The organism is Streptomyces sediminimaris (assembly GCF_047049295.1).
GTDB lineage: Bacteria > Actinomycetota > Actinomycetes > Streptomycetales > Streptomycetaceae > Streptomyces > Streptomyces sediminimaris.
Genome location: NZ_JBJWOT010000001.1, coordinates 7,950,479 through 7,967,076, shown reverse-complemented (window position 1 = coordinate 7,967,076; position 16,598 = coordinate 7,950,479). Strand labels below are relative to the sequence as shown.

At 74.1% G+C, this 16,598-nt stretch carries 16 protein-coding genes and 1 pseudogene; 15 read left to right on the top strand and 2 right to left on the bottom strand.

The annotated features are described in order from the left end of the window. Positions 1–282: 282 nt before the first annotated feature. Positions 283–711, bottom strand: coding sequence for a phage holin family protein (locus ACJ9NR_RS36510; protein ID WP_412492583.1), 429 nt, complete (start codon positions 709–711; stop codon positions 283–285). A 345-nt stretch (positions 712–1,056) separates the two neighbouring features. Between ACJ9NR_RS36510 and ACJ9NR_RS36505 the strand changes: the two genes are divergently transcribed. The 11 genes from ACJ9NR_RS36505 to ACJ9NR_RS36455 all read left to right on the top strand — a co-directional run bounded on the left by ACJ9NR_RS36505 (position 1,057) and on the right by ACJ9NR_RS36455 (position 11,031). Further along, complete coding sequence (locus ACJ9NR_RS36505) at positions 1,057–1,302, top strand: DUF3040 domain-containing protein (RefSeq protein ID WP_412492582.1); 246 nt, start codon at positions 1,057–1,059, stop codon at positions 1,300–1,302. A gap of 219 nt (positions 1,303–1,521) precedes the next feature. Then, the gene (locus ACJ9NR_RS36500; protein ID WP_412492581.1) at positions 1,522–2,940 is read left to right on the top strand and encodes a cytochrome ubiquinol oxidase subunit I; all 1,419 of its coding nucleotides are present in this window, start codon (positions 1,522–1,524) and stop codon (positions 2,938–2,940) included. Positions 2,941–2,985: 45 nt separating this feature from the next. After that, complete coding sequence (locus tag ACJ9NR_RS36495; RefSeq protein ID WP_412492580.1) at positions 2,986–3,993, top strand: cytochrome d ubiquinol oxidase subunit II; 1,008 nt, start codon at positions 2,986–2,988, stop codon at positions 3,991–3,993. Positions 3,994–4,137: 144 nt separating this feature from the next. Next, positions 4,138–4,521 (top strand): DUF1330 domain-containing protein, encoded by a 384-nt coding sequence (locus tag ACJ9NR_RS36490; protein ID WP_412492579.1) that lies wholly within the window; start codon positions 4,138–4,140, stop codon positions 4,519–4,521. A 112-nt stretch (positions 4,522–4,633) separates the two neighbouring features. Further along, positions 4,634–5,779, top strand: coding sequence for a polyprenyl synthetase family protein (locus tag ACJ9NR_RS36485; protein ID WP_412492578.1), 1,146 nt, complete (start codon positions 4,634–4,636; stop codon positions 5,777–5,779). Positions 5,780–6,250: 471 nt separating this feature from the next. Continuing rightward, the gene (locus ACJ9NR_RS36480) at positions 6,251–6,826 is read left to right on the top strand and encodes a retropepsin-like aspartic protease (protein ID WP_412492577.1); all 576 of its coding nucleotides are present in this window, start codon (positions 6,251–6,253) and stop codon (positions 6,824–6,826) included. A 17-nt stretch (positions 6,827–6,843) separates the two neighbouring features. Then, positions 6,844–7,506, top strand: coding sequence for a DUF4232 domain-containing protein (locus tag ACJ9NR_RS36475; protein ID WP_412492576.1), 663 nt, complete (start codon positions 6,844–6,846; stop codon positions 7,504–7,506). A gap of 67 nt (positions 7,507–7,573) precedes the next feature. Beyond that, entirely contained in the window at positions 7,574–8,029 is a 456-nt protein-coding gene (locus ACJ9NR_RS36470) for an SPW repeat domain-containing protein (RefSeq protein ID WP_412492575.1), read from the top strand. A gap of 214 nt (positions 8,030–8,243) precedes the next feature. Then, the gene (locus ACJ9NR_RS36465; RefSeq protein WP_412492574.1) at positions 8,244–8,807 is read left to right on the top strand and encodes an HPP family protein; all 564 of its coding nucleotides are present in this window, start codon (positions 8,244–8,246) and stop codon (positions 8,805–8,807) included. Positions 8,808–9,034: 227 nt separating this feature from the next. Next, on the top strand, positions 9,035–9,472 hold the full coding sequence (locus ACJ9NR_RS36460; protein ID WP_412492573.1) for a hypothetical protein: 438 nt from the start codon (positions 9,035–9,037) through the stop codon (positions 9,470–9,472). A gap of 173 nt (positions 9,473–9,645) precedes the next feature. Continuing rightward, positions 9,646–11,031: an SGNH/GDSL hydrolase family protein gene (locus ACJ9NR_RS36455; protein ID WP_412492572.1), complete on the top strand. Its 1,386-nt coding sequence runs from the start codon at positions 9,646–9,648 to the stop codon at positions 11,029–11,031. 46 nt (positions 11,032–11,077) lie between these two features. Here ACJ9NR_RS36455 and ACJ9NR_RS36450 read toward each other — a convergent pair whose 3' ends face one another. Continuing rightward, on the bottom strand, positions 11,078–11,827 hold the full coding sequence (locus ACJ9NR_RS36450) for an acetate uptake transporter (protein ID WP_412491058.1): 750 nt from the start codon (positions 11,825–11,827) through the stop codon (positions 11,078–11,080). A 216-nt stretch (positions 11,828–12,043) separates the two neighbouring features. Between ACJ9NR_RS36450 and ACJ9NR_RS36445 the strand changes: the two genes are divergently transcribed. From ACJ9NR_RS36445 to ACJ9NR_RS36430, 4 genes and pseudogenes are all read left to right on the top strand, one after another. Continuing rightward, entirely contained in the window at positions 12,044–13,141 is a 1,098-nt protein-coding gene (locus tag ACJ9NR_RS36445) for a YVTN family beta-propeller repeat protein (RefSeq protein WP_412492570.1), read from the top strand. Between the two features lie 12 nt (positions 13,142–13,153). Next, positions 13,154–13,450 (top strand): annotated as a pseudogene (locus tag ACJ9NR_RS36440) (TlpA family protein disulfide reductase); the annotation flags it as partial. A gap of 209 nt (positions 13,451–13,659) precedes the next feature. Next, on the top strand, positions 13,660–14,958 hold the full coding sequence (locus tag ACJ9NR_RS36435; protein WP_412492569.1) for a SigB/SigF/SigG family RNA polymerase sigma factor: 1,299 nt from the start codon (positions 13,660–13,662) through the stop codon (positions 14,956–14,958). 65 nt (positions 14,959–15,023) lie between these two features. Beyond that, a complete protein-coding gene (locus ACJ9NR_RS36430) occupies positions 15,024–16,502 on the top strand; it encodes a cation:proton antiporter domain-containing protein (RefSeq protein WP_412492568.1) in 1,479 nt (492 codons plus the stop codon). The last annotated feature ends 96 nt before the right edge of the window (positions 16,503–16,598 follow it).

The window sequence follows — 16,598 nt, the reverse complement described above, 5'->3', positions numbered from 1 at the left end:
CCTAGGTGCGAGAGGTCAGCCCTGGAGTTACCTGCAGGTGCCCGGCGCAAACCCTCCGCATCCGCGGCGTCCCGGACATCCGGCCGACGCGCTCGCCGGGCCACGCCGCCGGACGGGTCGGCCGAGGCACCGGTTCTCGTCGGTTCCCGTCGCGGTGATCGCCGTCGGTCGTCATGGTGAACGCCGCCGGTCGTCATGGGGCCCGTGCGCCGCCCTGTCGGGTCACGGCGGCGGCGACCGGCGCCGCCGCGGTGTGCCCCTCTGCGGCGCTCGGCGGCGCCCTCAGGTCTGCGGACGCTGTTCCCCGACGACCGTCGGAGCGGGCGTGGCCCTGTCGTGTTCGTGCTCCAACGCCTCGGCGGCGGCCTCCGCCGCGGCGCGCATCCGGTTGCGTGCCGCCAGGCCGAAAGCCACCGCGCCGGTGGTGTAACCGCAGGCCAGTACGGCGGACGCGCGGGCGCCCGGCAGAACCTGCTCCACGGTCCGCAGCACGGTCTCATGGGCCGCCCAGAGCGCCAGGATCCCGCACACCCCGGCCCCGGCGAGCAGCGTGCCGCTCGCCGCGACCCGGCGCAGACCGGTCATGGCCTCGTCCTGGACCGTCTTGATCTCACGTCGTGCCAGGTCCGCCGCGTCCTGGGCCAGCCGGCCCGCGGCGTCTCCCACACGGCCGCCCGGGTCGGGCGAGGTGCCTTCCTCACGCGCGCGCATCTCGTCTCCTGTCTCTTCTGCCGTTCTCTGCGGGTGCGGTGCCGCCCGCGGCGCGGGTCTGACGAGTCCCACGGGTTCCCTGCCGGAAACAGCGCCGCCGCAGAAGAGAGCCACAGAAGAGCGGAGGACCGGCTCACCGCACGGTCCGTCGTCCGTCCTCGCACGACAGGCGGGCGGGCGCGGCGCGCTCGCGTCATCGACCGTTGCCGGGGTACTGCCCAAGGGGCTGCCCCGAACGCCCGGCCCGTGCCCGGGCCGGCGCACCCCGGCGCACCCCGGCGCACCCCGGCGCACCCCGGCGCACCAGGCAGCGAAGTCCGTCCCCCACGGAACCGGAGAAAGCCCGTGGACTTCGAACGTGAACTCGCCGAGATCGAGCGGCACTTGCTGACGGAGGACCCCGATCTGGGGGAGCAGCTCGACACCTTCGGCCAGGTCTCCGGCCCTCGGCAGCGCGGCACCCGCCAACGACGGCTGCTCGCCGTCGTCGCACTCGTGTGCCTGGTGCTCGCCGTCGTGTCCGCGCTCGCGGCCGGGGCGGCCACGACGCACCGTGCGCCGGTCAAGGTGGAGCAGCGGCACTCCGGGTGAGGACCGGCCGTCCGGCGCGCCCCGGTCGCGGCGGGCGCATCCGGTTCGAGGGCGGGCGTATCCGGTTCAAGGGTGGCCGTATCCGGTTCAAAGGCGGCCGTATCCGGTTCAAAGGTGGCCGTATCCGGTTTGAGGAGGTGTCCGCCCGGATACCTCCGTGGTTCCCTTCACGCCCGCAGCGGCCGGGCCCCGCCGACTTCCACGGTTGGAGCACACCCAGTGTCCGTTCTCGCCCGCCCGGACCCGGCCTGGCCGTTGGTGTGGGCCGCGCCGGCCGCCCCCGGGGACCTCTCGGCGGCGCGTGCGCAGATGGGCTTCTCCCTGGCCTGGCACATCGTGGTGGCCTGCCTGGGCGTGGGGCTGCCGCTGCTCACGCTGACCGCCGAGTGGCTGGGCCTCCGCACCGGGAACCCCGCCTACCGGCTGCTCGCCCGGCGCTGGGCCCGGGCCATGGGCGTGCTCTTCGCGGTCGGCGCCGTCTCGGGCACCATCCTCAGCTTCGAGATGGGTCTGCTGTGGCCCGGCTTCATGGGCCGGTACGGGCAGGTCATCGGGCTGCCCTTCGCGCTGGAGGGCTTCGCCTTCTTCATCGAGGCGATCTTCCTGGGCATCTACCTCTACGCCTGGGACCGCATGTCCGCCCGGCGCCACCTGCTGACCGGCGTCCCGATCGTCGTCGCGGGCACCGCCTCGGCGTTCTTCGTGGTGTGCGCCAACGCCTGGATGAACCAGCCCCGCGGCTTCACCGTCCGCCACGGCAGGGTCGTCGACGTCGATCCGTGGGCGGCCATGATGAACCCCGCCAGCCCTCCGCAGACCGTGCACATGATCCTCGCCGCCCTGATGGTGGCCGCCTTCCTCGCGGCGAGCGTGTACGCCGTCGCCCTGCTCCGGGGCCGCCGCGACACCTACCACCGGGCGGGGTTCTTCATCCCCTTCACCGTCGGCGCGGTCGTCGCCCCCTTCCAGATCGTCGTCGGTGACTGGGCCGCGCGGTTCCTGTCCGACTACCAGCCCACCAAGCTCGCCGCCGCCGAGGGCGTCTACACGACCGGCTCGCACGTCCCGCTCACCCTCGCGGGCATCGCCGGCGAGCACGGCCTGAAGTACGGGCTCGAGGTGCCCGACGGGCTGTCGCTGCTCGTCGGCTACTCCCCCGGCACCGTCGTCCAGGGGCTGGACCGCGTCCCGCGCAGCCAGTGGCCGCCCGTCACCGGCGTCCACCTCGCCTTCGACCTGATGGTCCTCGCGGGCTTCTTCCTGCTGGCGCTGGGGCTGTGGCTGCTGGCGGCGTGGTGGCTGGGGCGCCGCCGGGGACGTGCCGATCTCCTCGACGGCCGGATCATGCGTGTCTTCCTGTGGGCCTCGGCCCTCGCGGGACCGGCCGCGGTGGTCGCCCTGGAGTGCGGCTGGACGGTCACCGAGCTCGGCCGGCAGCCCTGGATCGTCTACGGGCTGATGCGGGTGCGGGACGCCGTCAACCCGGCGTCCGGCCTGATGATCGGCCTGTGGCTGGTGCTCGCCGTCTACGCCGCGATGACGGTCGCCACCGTGTACGTGCTGCGCCGGCTCGCCCGCGAGACGCCCGTGCCCGTGGCGCCGCAGGAGAGCGATGTACGCAACTATCCCGTCGTCTGACGGCACCGTCCCGTCGTCCGACGGCGGCACACCGAGGAGGTGGCGATGCTCGCCGACGCGCTGCTCGCGGTCATGTGGGCGGGGCTGACCTGCTACGCGCTGTTCGCCGGGGCGGACTTCGGGGCCGGTCTGTGGGATCTCCTCGCGGGCGGCGCGAGCCGGGGCGGTCCCCGGCGCCGGCTCATCGAGCACAGCATCGGGCCGGTGTGGGAGGCCAACCACGTCTGGCTGATCTTCGTCATCGTGCTGCTGTGGTCGGGCTTCTCACCGGTGTTCGCGGCCGTGCTGTCCACGCTCTACATCCCGCTGACCCTGACCGCCCTCGGCATCATCGCACGCGGCGCGGCCTTCGCCTTCCGCAAGGCCAGCACGCGGTTGTGGCAGCAGCGGCTCTTCGGCGCCTGCTTCGCGCTGTCGTCCGTGGTGACCCCGTTCTTCCTCGGCACCGTCGCGGGCGGCGTCGCCTCGGGACGGGTGCCGCCCGGCCTCGCCGCGGGCGACGCGGTGACCAGCTGGCTCAATCCCACCTCCGTACTCGGCGGCGTGCTGGCCGTGCTCACCTGCGCCCACCTCGCCGCCGTCTACCTGTGCGCCGATGCCGAGCGCGCCGGTGACGCCGTGCTGGTCGCCGACTTCCGCCGCCGCGCCCTCGCCGCCGGGCTGCTCAGCGGAGCGGTGGCACTGGCCGGGATCGCCGTGCTGCCCGCCGACGCGCCGGCCCTCTTCCACGGGCTGACCCACCGGGCGCTCCCGCTGGTGGTGCTCAGCGTGGTCTGCGGGGTCGGCGGACTGCTGCTGCTGGCGCGCCGGCGGCTCGTCGCCGCCCGGGTGGCGGCCGCGCTCGCCGTCGCCGCGATCCTGTGGGCCTGGGGGGCCGCCCAGTACCCCGACATGCTCGTGCCCGGCACCACCGTGGCCGAGGCCTCCTCCCAGAACAGCGTGCTGGCCGCCTGCCTGGTCTCGGTCGCCGTCGGATCGGTGCTGCTCCTGCCCTCCCTGTGGTGGCTCTACGCCACCTTCCAGCGCCCCTCCCCCGCCACGGACCAGCGGTGAGTCCGCCGGCGGCCGGGGACGACGGCCGGTGATCACACGGCCCCCGCACCCCCTCACCCCCGCACCGCGCCGGGCATACCGAGCGGTATGCTCGGCGCGGCCGGCCCTCCCCGAAGGGCGACGACTTCTGTGAAGGGGGCATTCGTGGCTGTCGATCCCACGGGCGCCGATCTGAAACGCCTGCTCGCCGACGACCCCGGTGGCCCGGTGGTCATGCTCAACCTGCTGCGCTTCGCCCCCGGCGGACGGAGCCTCTACCAGCAGTACGCCCGGCACCTGGAAGAGACCTTCCTGCCCCGCTACGGAGCCCAGGTCCTCTACGCCGGAAACGGCGCGGAGGCGCTGGTGGCCGAGGACGGGCAGGCCTGGGACGCGGTCATCCTGGTGCGGTACCCCAGCCGTGAGGCGTTCAGCCGGATGGTGGCCGACCCCGAGTACCAGGAGGTCACCACGCTGCGTACCCGCGCACTCGCGGAGGCCGTCCTCCAGCCCACCACCCAGTGGTCCGCGAGCGGCGGCGCCGTCTGAGAGCACCGCGGCGGCGGCGCGTGTGAGGCGGTCACGGTGGACGCGTCCTCGTTTTCCGGGACGCGGCACGGGGTACTCCCGGCGACCCCACGCCCCCCGAGAAAGGACGACCGTGACCGCCCACGCTCCCGCCACCACGGTCCAGGACCCGACCGCCACAGCCGACGCCGTACAGCGGGAGGTGGACCAACTGCTGGCACGGGCCCGTATCTTGACCGCTCCGCCACTGCGGTCGGCGGTGGGGCGGCTGGTGCCGCCGACGGACATGTTCGCCGCCTACCACTTCGGCTGGGCGGACGCGGCCGGGCGTCCGGCGGATTCCGACACGGGCAAGGGGCTGCGCGCCGCTCTGGTCCTGCTGTCCGGAGAGGCCGCGGGCGCCCCGCCCTCCGCCTGGCTGCCCGGTGCGGTCGCCGTGGAACTGGTCCACAACTTCTCCCTCGTCCACGACGACCTGATGGACGGCGACGAGCAGCGCCGCCACCGTGACACGGTGTGGAAGGCCTACGGTCCCGCGCAGGCCGTTCTCGTCGGCGACGCGCTTCTCGCCCTGGCCGACGAGACGCTGCTCGACCTCGGCACCGAACAGGCGGCCCGGGCCGCACGGCTGCTGGCGACCGCCGTGCGCAGGCTGATCGACGGGCAGACCCGCGACCTGGCGTTCGAACGCAGGCGCAAGGTCACCCTGGACGAGTACCTGACGATGGCCGGCGACAAGACCGGTGCGCTGCTGGCGTGCGCCTCCAGCGTCGGGGCCGTGCTGGGCGGGGCGAGCGACGGCGAAGCGGACGCGCTGGCCCGGTACGGCCACCACCTGGGCCTGGCGTTCCAGGCCGTCGACGACCTGCTCGGCATCTGGGGCGATCCGGAGGTCACCGGCAAACCGGCCTGGGGCGACCTGCGGCGGCACAAGATGACGCTGCCCCTGGTGGCGGCGCTCGACGCGGGCGGCCCCGCCTCCGACCACCTGGCCGCGCGGCTCGCCACGCACTGGGACGCCGCCCCCGGCCCCGTCCCGGGTGCCTCGTCCGCGGCCGCCGACGAGGCACGGGAGAAGGCCGTGCCCTGCGACGACGAGGGGCAGCTGGCGGAACTGGCGGCGCTGATCGAGGAGGCGGGGGGACGCCGGCGCGCCCACGCCGAGGCGCGCCGGCAACGCGATGCCGCGCTGGCCGCGCTGGAGCCGCTGTGCCTGCCGGACGAGGCCCGGCGCGCTTTCGGCCGGCTCGCGGAGTTCGTGTCGGTGCGCAGGAAGTAGCCGACCCGGCGCGAGCTCCTCCGTCCCGCCCGCCGCAAGGGCGTCGACGGGGCTGCCGCAGGACGCCCGTGCGCCATGCGCGAGGCGGCACCGTCCGCCGACGCACAGTGAGAAGTCGCGCGTTTCGCGGCGGGCGCGGCGGGTGACCCCACGGGGCGACGAAGGCGGCGCCACTCGGGTGACACCACGCTTCCCGCGGGGGCACGGGCCCCGGACGTCGAGCTCGCGGGCCGTCGCGGAACCGCCGCGGCGACGGCGAGTGGTCCTCCCGGACCGCGCCGTCCGGGAGCGCCGCGTCGGCACCGCGAGTGGCACGCCCGTCGTGCGCACCCGGGCCCGGTGGCGCGGCCGCCCCCGACCGGGATCACCGGCCCCGTCCCGGACCGGCGATCCGCAGCCGGCCGACGCGCCGCTGCCGGCCGGCACGTACGGTGCGCGCCGAGGGATGTCCGAGCGAACGAGGAGTCCGTCATGTCTGCTCACCGTGCCCCCCCTTACCGGCGGGTCGTGAGCGGTGGCGTCTACCGGCGGGTCGTGGGCGGTGGCGTCGCGCTGTGCCTGTCCGCCGCGCTGCTGGCGGGGTGTTCGGGGGGAGGCGGCACCGCCGGATCGGCGTCGCCGGCCTCCTCGACGAGCCGGAGCCGGTCGGTCCCGGTCAAGGTGGTGACGCACGGCGGACAGACGATCGTCCTGCTCAGAGTCTCCATTCACGGGAGTGGCCCCTACCTCTTCGTCCTCGACACCGGTGCTTCGTCCAGCGCCGTCGACAAGAGCCTCGCCCAGCGTCTGAACCTGCCGAGGACCGGCGAGCGCCAGCAGATCAGCGGGGTGGTCGGCAAGGACAAGGTCCCCGTCGTACGGCTGCGCGACTGGCGGGCCGGGAGCGTACGGCTGGACACGGCCCGGGCCACGGCCGTCGACTTCGGCGGCACCGCCTTCCGGAGCGAGGGCGTTCGCGGCCTGCTGGGCTCGGACGTGCTCAGCGACTTCGGTTCGATCACCCTGGACTACCGGCACCAGGTGCTGCGCCTCCCGCCGGCCTCGTGAGTAAGGGAAGGAGCCCCATGCCCGACCACCCCCGGAGGCACTCCCGCCGAGCCCGCCTCGGCTCGGTCGGTGCCCTGACCGTGACCGCCCTCGCCCTGCTCGCGGCCTGCGGGGACGGCGCCTCGTCCGCCTCGTCCGGCGGGACGTCGACAGCCGTGACCACGCCCACGGACACGGCCGGGACCACCGCCACGGCCACGCCCACGGCCGGGACGACCGCCTCGTCCGGCCACGCCACCGGATCACCGTCCGCCGCGTCCTCGGCCGGCGCCGCGCACTGCGCCCGCGACCACCTCCGCCTCTCCCTGGGACGGCTGTCACCGGCGGCGGGAAACCTGTACGCACCCCTGGTCTTCACCAACACCGGTTCCTCCCCGTGCGTCCTGCGGGGCTATCCCGGCGTGTCACTGATCGACCGGTCCGGGCACCGGATCGGCAGGCCGGCGCACCGCGAGGGCCCGATGAGGCCGAGCGTCGAACTGGCACCGGGAGCCGCCGCCTACGCGGCGCTGCACACCGTGAACAAGGGCGTCTCCGACCACCCCTGCTGGCAGCCCGCGGACCGGCTGCAGGCCTATCCGCCGGGCTCCACCTGGGCCCTGCGGACCGACGCCCGGTCGTTCCGGGTCTGCGGCGACGTGTTCCAGGTGTCCGCGGTCCGGCCCGGACGTCATCCCTGACCGCGGGCACCGCCCGGCAAAGGCGGGATCGGGGATTGGCACACGACGGGACGGATAACCGGATGGTGTGAACAACAAGTCTCCCGCTTCCCTTACGACGAGCTCGCAGGCGACGGCACGCCGCGTCCGGCCCCCCGCGGTCCGCGACGGCCCGCTCAGCGTGCTCATGCTGCTGGTCGGCGTCTGGCTGTACCTGTGCCTGTGGGTGCTGCCCTACCCGGAGACCACCAGGGGACCGCACCTCGTCGAGGTGGGCGCCAGTGTCATCGTCACCATCACGGCCGTGGTCCGGCTGTCCCACCCCCGCGGCCGGTCGTCCGACCTGCTCGTGCTCCTCGTCGGCGCGGGGCTGATCATCGCCGCTTTCTTCGGCGGCTACGACAACAGCGACGCGACCGCCGTGATCGGCGCCAACCAGGTGGCCTCCGGCTCGGCGCTCATTCTGCTCGCGCTGTGCGGCATGATCATGCTCGCGCGTGACGACTCCGCCGCCGAGCCCGACCGGCGAGATCCACCAGGCTGAACCCGCCCGGCCCGAGGAACGGTGTCGGGGCGAGGACGCGGTACGCACACGAGTTCGCCCGGGGCCGACCGGCACGTGGAGCACCGCCCGCTCACCGCCGGCATTCCCGTCGGCCGACGCACACCAGGCGATCACGGCGACCGCCGACGGACCGACAGGGGACTGCGCGGCCCGCCTGGGGAACTCGGGCCCACCGTCCGGAAGGAGATCGTCCATGACGACGCATGCCCCGGCCGAGCAGCGATCCGGGTCGACCCTGCGCCCCCGCCTCCTCGCCGGCCTGCGGCTCTTCGTGCTGTCCGGCGCGCTGCTCGCCACGGTCGGCGGCATCGGGCGCTGGATCGGCTGGGTGGCGCTGACCACCACCGTGGGCCCGACGGCGTACATGCTGCTGGCCCAACCGCAGAGCGAAGCCGGGCGGCTGCGCGCGGCGCTGCTGGGCCATGCCTCCGCGACCGCCGCCGGGCTGGCCTGTCTGGCCGCCTTCGGCCTGTGGAGCCATCCGTCGATCGCCCAGCAGAAGCACGACACCGCCCGCCAGATCGGTGCCCAGGCCGTCGCCGTGGGGCTGACCCTGCTCCTCCTGCACCTGCTCGGCGCTCATCACCCCCCGGCCGCGGCCACCGCCCTGCTGATCACCTCCGGTATCGCCCGCCCGGGTCCGCCCCTGTACGGCATGCTCGTCGGCCTGGCCCTCGTCCTCGCCATCGCTCCCCCACTCGCCCTGCTGACGTCCGGCCCCCACGCACAGCCTCCGGGGAAGGTGACGAACGGGTGAGAGCAACGGGCGGGCGCGCCCCGGGCGGGAACGGCGGCCCCAGCCCCCGCGGTACGCCGGGCCTCTGCGGCGCCGCCACCACGAGGGCCGTGAATCGCGCAGGCTTCTGCCGTGGTCACCCTGGCGCCGACGGCCCCTGTTTCCGACCGTGGCCGACGGGATACCACAGGGACCGGCGCGCCCGTGGCCCACTGACGCCACCCGCCGACCGAGAGGAGGCCGCCTGAATGGAGCTCTGGGCAGTGTCGGCCTTCCTGGCCGGATACGTACTCTGCGCGCTGACCGCCGCCCGGTGCTCCTACGGGGTGCAGCGGACTCGGCAGATCGCGCGGGACAGCCGATGCCCGTGCGGCCAGGACCCGGTCGCGCGGTTCGAGAGCCACAGCCGTGACACGGCCGCCGCCTCGGCGTTCCTGTTCGGCCTGGCCTGGCCGCTGACGGTGCCCTGCTACGCGGCCTACCGCCTCAGCCGGTTCATGATCATGGCGAAGCCCCCGGAGACGGCGTACGAACGCGTTCGCCGGGTCGAGCGAATGCATTCCTCCATCGAGGACCTGGAGGAGGTCCTGGGCATGTCCCGGACCCCCTGCCCACCGCCCCGTCCCGCCCGGCTGGCCAGGGGGGCCGGGGTGACGCCCCCGCGCGACGCCGCGCCCGATCGGTGAAGGGCGCCGGCCGGGTCGCGCGGCCGGGACCGCCCGCCGCGGGCCGTACCGCGTCGCGGGACGGATAGCTCTTGCACGATCGGGAACCCCGACACCTCTCCTCCGTCGCTCCGTCGCCTCGCGCTGTCGGGCACGAGGGACCAGCTCGGCATGGATGAAAGGTGCGGAAACGGATGCGGTGGATCAGGCGGCCGGGAGAACTCTGGCGCCGGACGGCGACCACGGCTCTCTACGGCTGCGGCCTGCTCCTGCTGGCCTTCGCGGCGATCTCGCTGGCCGTGCGGATCACCCCGCTGCAGTCGGTGTCGGTGGCCGGTCAGTCGATCGAGGTGGGTGCGGCTCCACTGGAATGGCGGATGTCCGGGCCCGGCGTCCTGGACCTGTTCGGCCAGTCACTGCCCACCACCATCACCTTCGACGGACCGATCCGCCCGCGCCTGAAACTGACCCACATCGCCGAGGACGCCCAGGTCGCGGAGTTGCTGCACTCGGGCGACCACCAGAAGCTCCGGCTGGTGACGGGCCGGCACCTCGCGGACGGCTGGCTGCTGTACGGCCTGTGCGAGACCGCGGTGGCCGTGGGGCTGGCCCTGCTCGTCCTGCTGGCCTGGACCGGTGTGCGCCGCATACCGCGGCGCCGGGCCCTCGGAGTGCTCGCCTCCGGCGCGGCGGTCGTGGTGGCCGTCAACGCCACCGGCTTCTATCTGCTGGCCGGTCAGACCCCCCAGGCACTGCGGCATGTGCACTCACTGGCGGATCTGGTGGGACGGCGCCCCGCCGCCCCGGTGCCCAAGGCACAGGGTCCCGCGCTGACCGGCGTGCACGCGGTCGTCCTCGGTGACTCCACCGCCGCGGGCACCGGGAACCGGCCGCTGCCCCACCCCGACGCCCTGGACACCGCCTGCCGCCGCAGCGCGGACTCCTACGCCCGCGTCCTGGCCGGTGCGAAGCACTGGGACGTACTGAACCTGGCGTGCGCCGGGGCCACCGTGCGGGACGGCATCCTCGGTGTGCAGATCCTGGGCGAGAAGGTGGCGCCGCCGCAGCTGGCGGAGGCCGAACGCGCGAGCTCGGCCTCGGTCGTCATCGTCAGCGTCGGCGCCAACGACGTCCGGTGGGCCGACCTCGTGGGCCTCTGCATGAAAGCACGCTCCTGCGACGACAAGGCGTCCCGCGCCTTCTTCCAGGACCGGCTCACCGGCTTCGCCCTGGACTACCGCCGGCTGCTCGGCCAGCTCGCCGCGCTGCCGCAGCACCCGGAGGTGCTCATCGACGAGTACTACGACCCCTTCGGCCCGGACATCGGCTGCCTGCACGACGAAGGGGTCACCAAGGACAAGGTACGGGTGCTGCGCTCGCGTCTCGCGGCGCTCAACAAGGTGCTGCGCCTGGGCGCCAGGGCCCAGGGCTTCACCCCGGTGCGGCCCGATTTCTCAGGTCACGGGCTGTGCAGCGGGCAGCCGTATGTGCAGGGGCCGGCCGACGCCGCGCCCCTGCACCCGACGGCCGCGGGAGAGATGGCCATCACCGTCGCCGTCCAGCAGGCGCTGGCGCACTGACGCGAGCGCCGTCGTCAAGTGCCGGTCCCGGCCGGTCGGTGCCCGGTCACTGGCCCGCGCGTGCGCCCGGCATCCCCGCGCTGTAGCCGATGTCGCGCACCACCCGGCGCCCGGGCACGTTGCCGCTCAGACTCCACTTGCCCAGCGGCAGCACCACCCGCCCGCCGAAGGACTGCTCCAGCAGCATCGCACCGGCCGTGTAGAAGGCGGCCGCACTCGAAGCCACCAGCACCCACCCGGCCGCGATCCGCACATTGTGCAACGTACCGATGTACGCCGCCGCCAGCAGCCCCGCCCCCGCCGTCAGCAGGATCAGCGTCAGGAACAACCCCATGTTCTGCGCCGTCGCCCCCAGCGCCCCGAACAACGTGATCACACCCAGCGCGATGAACCAGAACCCCAGCGCCTGACTGTCCAGCAGCACCGGAGAGAGCACCCCGGTCGCCGTCAGCAGCATCAGCAGACCCCACGCCAGCCAGAACGCCCCCCAGATACCGTGCATCGCCGTCGCCAGACCGTCCCGCGCCCGATAGGCCCACATCCCCGCCAGCAACTGCGCCAGCCCCCCGAGGAAGATCGCGAACGGGGCCAGGACCACCGGCGAGGTCACCGCGTTGCCCCACCACTCGGCCAGATTCGAGGCCACCGTGAACGTCGCCGCACCGAAACCGAACAGCCCCAGGATCGACGGCGCCGCCACCGGCGTCAGAACCAGCCTGCTGCGCGCCTGCCACGCCTCGTAACCATCAGGGTCATCCATCCCATGAGGTGCAGGCGGCTGTGCTTGCGAGGTCATCGCAACTCCTTCCGAGCACGAGGGACCGCGCCGCACCGGGCCCCTCCGGACCCCCGGTAGTCACCTCACCCGATATGCCTGAAACGCTCACTGCCGTTCCGGCTCCCGTTCACCGCCGTCCCGTCGACCGGCGCCGCCGCCTCACGCTTCCCGCGGTCCCGGGGCGAGGCGAAGCCCGCCGTTTCGATTCGCGGTCCGGCGTGAACACAGGGGGCCATGACTGGCAACCCGTCTCCTCGGCCGAACGGCCCCGCCTGCAGGATCGAGTGGGCGCACACGGTGCTGGCGGAGCCACGGGTCGGCCCCGGTCCCGAAGGCATCGCGGTGGACAGCGCGGCTCGCCGCGCCTACGTGGCGTGCTCCCGTGACAACGCGGTGGTCGCCGTCGATCTCGACCGCCACGTTCCGGTGTGGCGGGCGGACACGGGCCGGGAGCCCATCCCCGTGGTGCTGGACCTGCCGAGCAGGCGGCTGTTCACCGCCGACGCCCGTTCGGACACCGTCACCGTGCTCGACGCCGACAGCGGCGCGCGGATCGCCCGGCTCCACGTCGGGCAGGGCGCCTACCCGGCCGGCCTCGGGCACGACCCGGAACGGCGGCGGATCTTCTGCGGCAACACCGCGGCCGGCACGATCACCGCGATCGACGCCGACCGGCTGGTTCTGCTCGGCACCGTCCCCGCCGAACTCGGAGCGGGCAGCATCGCCGTGGACGCCGAACGCGGGCGCGGATACTGCGCGAACTTCATGGCCGCCTCGCTGACCGTGTTCGACACTCGGACCCTGCTCCCCCTGCGGCGGATCGACGTCGGCGAGGGCCCGTGCAAGACCGTCGCCAACCCCGCCGCCGACGAGCTCTACGTGGCGGGGTCCCTGCACAGCACCGTGCAGCGGTTCTCCCTCGCGACGGGGCACTTCCTGGGCGAACTGCGGGTCGAGCAGGCCCCGGTGGGCATGTGCGTGGCCCCGCGGGGCGAGTGGCTGTACGTCTGCAACCGGGGCGCGGGAACCGTCAGCGCCGTCGACGTCTCCCGCGGGACGGAGACCCACCGCATCACCGTCGGCAACGGCCCCGGTGACTGCCAGATCGACCCGGCCTCGGGGCGGCTGCTCGTCTCCAACGCCGGCAGCGGCACGCTGACGTTCGCGGACAAGCCCTGGCTGCCCGCGGCCGCGGAGCGACCGCAGACGCATCCGGCGGTCGGCAAGGCGCTCCCCGGGTTCGCACTGCCCGACGCCCGCACCGGCGAGGTGCGCACGACACGGGAGTGGGCGGAGAAACGATACGTGATCAACTTCTTCGCGAGCTGGTGAGGCCCCTGCAACGCGGAGGCGCCGGTCATCGAGGAACTGCGCCGCCGTACCGCCCGGTCCGGGCTGGACTTCATCTCCGTCAACGTCTGGGAAACACGCCACGCGCGCGACGAGGCGCTCGCCTTCGCCGACGTGTGGGACATCAAGGGCCCCGTCCTGCTGGACGAGAGCGGCGACTACGCCGCAGCGCTCGGCATCACCGGCGTCCCCACCAACGTACTGGTCGACGCGCGCGGCATCGTGCGGGCGGTCGGAGCGGTGACTCCGGCCGAACTGGAGCGGGCCGTGGCCGAGTTGCTGGCACGGTGACACCCCGCCGGGGCGCGTGGACGGCGCATGCCGCCTCCGCGCCCCGGCGGGTGCACGGCGTGCGGGACGGGCGTGGCCGCGGGGGCTGTTCGTTTCACGGCCTGTTCACCGGGTGACTCCCGGAAGCGGCGGCTCCACGGGGCCGACCTGCAACGGGGAGGCCGAACCGCCGGCCGCGTCGACCGTCCGTACGACCCGCTCGAGGCATCATGCACTTCTCAGCCCCCTGCAGCCGTTCCAGCTGTGAGCACCACGGTGCCCGCGCACTCTGCTCGGACTGCGTCGACGCGCTGATGCGGGACGTGGCGGTCCGGCCGCCCGGTCCCGGCCGGGCGGCCGCGCGCGACGACGCCGTCCGCCGGCTGCTGCCGCTGGCCCGCAGGCTGGCGCGGCGGTTCCGCCATCGCGGCGAGGACCTCGACGACCTTCTCCAGGTCGCGTCGCTGGGGCTGGTGAAGGCGGTGGACGGCTACGACCCCGCGCGCGGGCACGCCTTCCTCTCCTACGCCGTACCGACGATCGTCGGAGAGCTCAAGCGGCACCTGCGCGACCGGTGCACCGACATACGCCTGCCCCGCCCGGTGCAGGAGGCCCGCGGGCCGGTCTTCCAGGCCGTCGAGGAACTCGAGCAGCGGCTGTGCGGGCGCACGCCGACCAGCGCGGAGATCGCCGCCCACACGGGGCTGGACGTGTCACGCGTGGAGTCGACGCTGCGCGCCGTACGGGAGTGCTCCACCCGCTCCCTGGACGCGGAACCGGACGACGGCGAGGGGACGGCGCTCCTCGCCCTGCTGGGGCGCGAGGACGCGGCCCTCGACAGGGTGGTGGACACCGTCACGCTCGGCTCCGCCGTACGCGACCTGCCCGAGCGAGACCGCCACGTGCTGCATCTGCGGTTCTACCGGGAGCACACCCAGCAGCAGATAGCCGACGCGATCGGCGTCTCCCAGATGCAGGTCTCCCGCATTCTCCGCAACTGCCTCGCCCGGCTCCGGCAGGCGCTGGCGGGCCACACGGGCGAGCCCGCCCCCGACCGCACGCGGCCCCCCGCCGCACCCCCGGAACACGAGGTGCCGGCGGATCACCCGCAGACGCCCGCGACCCCGCGGCCGGCGGACGCCGCGGCGACCGCGCCCCAGCGGGCACGCCCCGGCCGCCGCGTGCCACGCTCGCGTCCCGTGCGGGCGGCCGCGCACATCGCCCGCGTCGCCCGCGCCCGGCACCGCCCCGCGCAGGGCCGCCGCGTTCCGCGGCGCGGCACGACCGCCGCGCCGCCGACCGGGCACGGCACCCGGGCCTCTGCCCGCCCGGCCCGCGGTGGCGGCACCTGCGTGCTGCCGCGTCCCCCGCCCCGGGGCGAGCGGGCGGGCCGACAGCGGTGCCGCCCGGCGAAGCTCACCGTCAGCGACGGCAGATCCGAACCACCGTGGACCACCGGCGGCAGGCTCCGCGGGTCGCGTGTCCCCGGCCGTTGTGCAGGACCGGGCGGGCGCACCCGAGTGGCCTGATCGAGCGAGAACGGTCATCGCGGGTACTCGCGCATGCCGACGTTCCACGAGGGAGAGCACGCAGCATGACGCACGAAGTCGTGACACTCGGATGGGCCGTGCTGCTGGCGGGAGCGGTCATGGCCGCCGCCCTGACCTTCCATCCGGTCAGCGAGCGGACGCGCGTACCCGCGCCGGCCTTCTTCCTGCTGGCCGCCGCCCTCGCGTCCGATCTGCTGCCCGGCATGGGGCACATCCCCATCGAGACCGTGCAGCGCGTCGTGACGGTCGCGCTGATCTTCGTCCTCCTCGACGGCGGGGCGTCACTGGGCTGGCGGCGGCTGCGGCCCTCGCTGACGGCGGCGTCCTGGCTGGGGCTCGCGGGCACCGTCGCGATCGCCGCGGCCACCGGCGCACTCGCCCACGGGCTGCTGGGCTTCGACTGGCATCCGGCCCTGCTGCTGGGCATCGCGCTGGCGCCCACCGATCCCGCCGCCGTGTTCTCCGCCCTCGGGCGCAAGGAGATCGGCGGGCGCACCGGCGTCCTGCTGAACGGCGAGGCGGGCCTGAACGACCCGGCCGGCATCGCCCTGCTGGCGGGCGTGCTGGAGATCGGCGGCCGGACGGGCGGCGCCGCCGTGGGACACGTCGCCCTCGTCTTCGCGGAGCAGATCGCGGTCGGAGCCGCGATCGGGGTGGGCGGCGGGCTCGCGCTGCTGCGCCTGATGCAGCACATCCGGCTGCCCGGCCAGGGCCTGTACTCCCTCGCCGTGATGGCCGGCGCCCTGATGATCTACGGCCTGGCGACGGTGGCCCAGGGGTCGGGCTTCCTCGCCGTCTTCGTCACCGGCGCGGTGCTCGCCGGCCACGACGTGCCCTTCGAGCGGGAGATCGAGCGCTTCCACGACGCGCTCGCCAGTCTCGGCGAGATCGCCGCCTTCACCGCACTGGGCCTGACCATCACCCTGAGCGACTTCGGCAAGCTCAACGCCTGGAGCGACGGCGCGGTCATGGCCGTACTCACCCTCCTGGTCGTACGGCCGGTGATCCTGATGCTCATGCTGCAGCCGGTGCGGCTGCGCACCGGAGAGCGGGTGTTCCTGTCTCTGGCCGGGCTGAAGGGCGCGGTGCCGATCCTCCTCGGCAGCTTCGTGGTCACCGGTCACGCCTCCGCGGGCGGCTCCATCTACGCCATCGTCTTCGTCGTGGTGGCGGCGTCCATCCTCGTTCAGGGCTCCCTCATCCCCTGGCTGGCCCGCCGTTGCGGTGTGCCGATGCAAGAGGCGGCGCCGCTGCGGCCATGGCCTCTCGGGGTGCGCTTCCGCAGCCCTCCGCAGGGCGTCAGACGCTCCCGCATCCGGTCCGGCGCGCCGGCCGTGGACAGGAAGGTCTCCGAACTCGACCTGCCGGAGGGCCTCTGGGTCGCCCTGGTGATCAGGAACGGCACGCTGCTCACGCCGCGTCCCGGCACCCGCCTGAGCATCGGTGACGAGGTCGTACTGATCGTCGATCCGTCGTCGGACACGCCCGAGGACGCGGTGGACAAGGTGTTCGGGGCGGGCTGACGACGCCCGGCCCTGTCCCGCGTGGCGGGTCGAGGCGCACCCGGCCTCCGGGAAGCCCCTGAACCGTTACGGCCGACGTCGGCGGACGGATACCGC

Excerpts from the sequence above, each read along its gene's own strand:
- ACJ9NR_RS36455 (WP_412492572.1), top strand. The coding sequence starts at position 9,646 with ATGCGGTGGATCAGGCGGCCGGGAGAACTCTGGCGCCGGACGGCGACC.
- ACJ9NR_RS36465 (WP_412492574.1), top strand. The coding sequence starts at position 8,244 with ATGACGACGCATGCCCCGGCCGAGCAGCGATCCGGGTCGACCCTGCGC.
- ACJ9NR_RS36495 (WP_412492580.1), top strand. The coding sequence starts at position 2,986 with ATGCTCGCCGACGCGCTGCTCGCGGTCATGTGGGCGGGGCTGACCTGC.
- ACJ9NR_RS36435 (WP_412492569.1), top strand. The coding sequence starts at position 13,660 with ATGCACTTCTCAGCCCCCTGCAGCCGTTCCAGCTGTGAGCACCACGGT.
- ACJ9NR_RS36430 (WP_412492568.1), top strand. The coding sequence starts at position 15,024 with ATGACGCACGAAGTCGTGACACTCGGATGGGCCGTGCTGCTGGCGGGA.
- ACJ9NR_RS36510 (WP_412492583.1), bottom strand. The coding sequence starts at position 711 with ATGCGCGCGCGTGAGGAAGGCACCTCGCCCGACCCGGGCGGCCGTGTG.
- ACJ9NR_RS36475 (WP_412492576.1), top strand. The coding sequence starts at position 6,844 with ATGCCCGACCACCCCCGGAGGCACTCCCGCCGAGCCCGCCTCGGCTCG.
- ACJ9NR_RS36450 (WP_412491058.1), bottom strand. The coding sequence starts at position 11,827 with ATGACCTCGCAAGCACAGCCGCCTGCACCTCATGGGATGGATGACCCT.
- ACJ9NR_RS36460 (WP_412492573.1), top strand. The coding sequence starts at position 9,035 with ATGGAGCTCTGGGCAGTGTCGGCCTTCCTGGCCGGATACGTACTCTGC.
- ACJ9NR_RS36445 (WP_412492570.1), top strand. The coding sequence starts at position 12,044 with ATGACTGGCAACCCGTCTCCTCGGCCGAACGGCCCCGCCTGCAGGATC.
- ACJ9NR_RS36480 (WP_412492577.1), top strand. The coding sequence starts at position 6,251 with ATGTCTGCTCACCGTGCCCCCCCTTACCGGCGGGTCGTGAGCGGTGGC.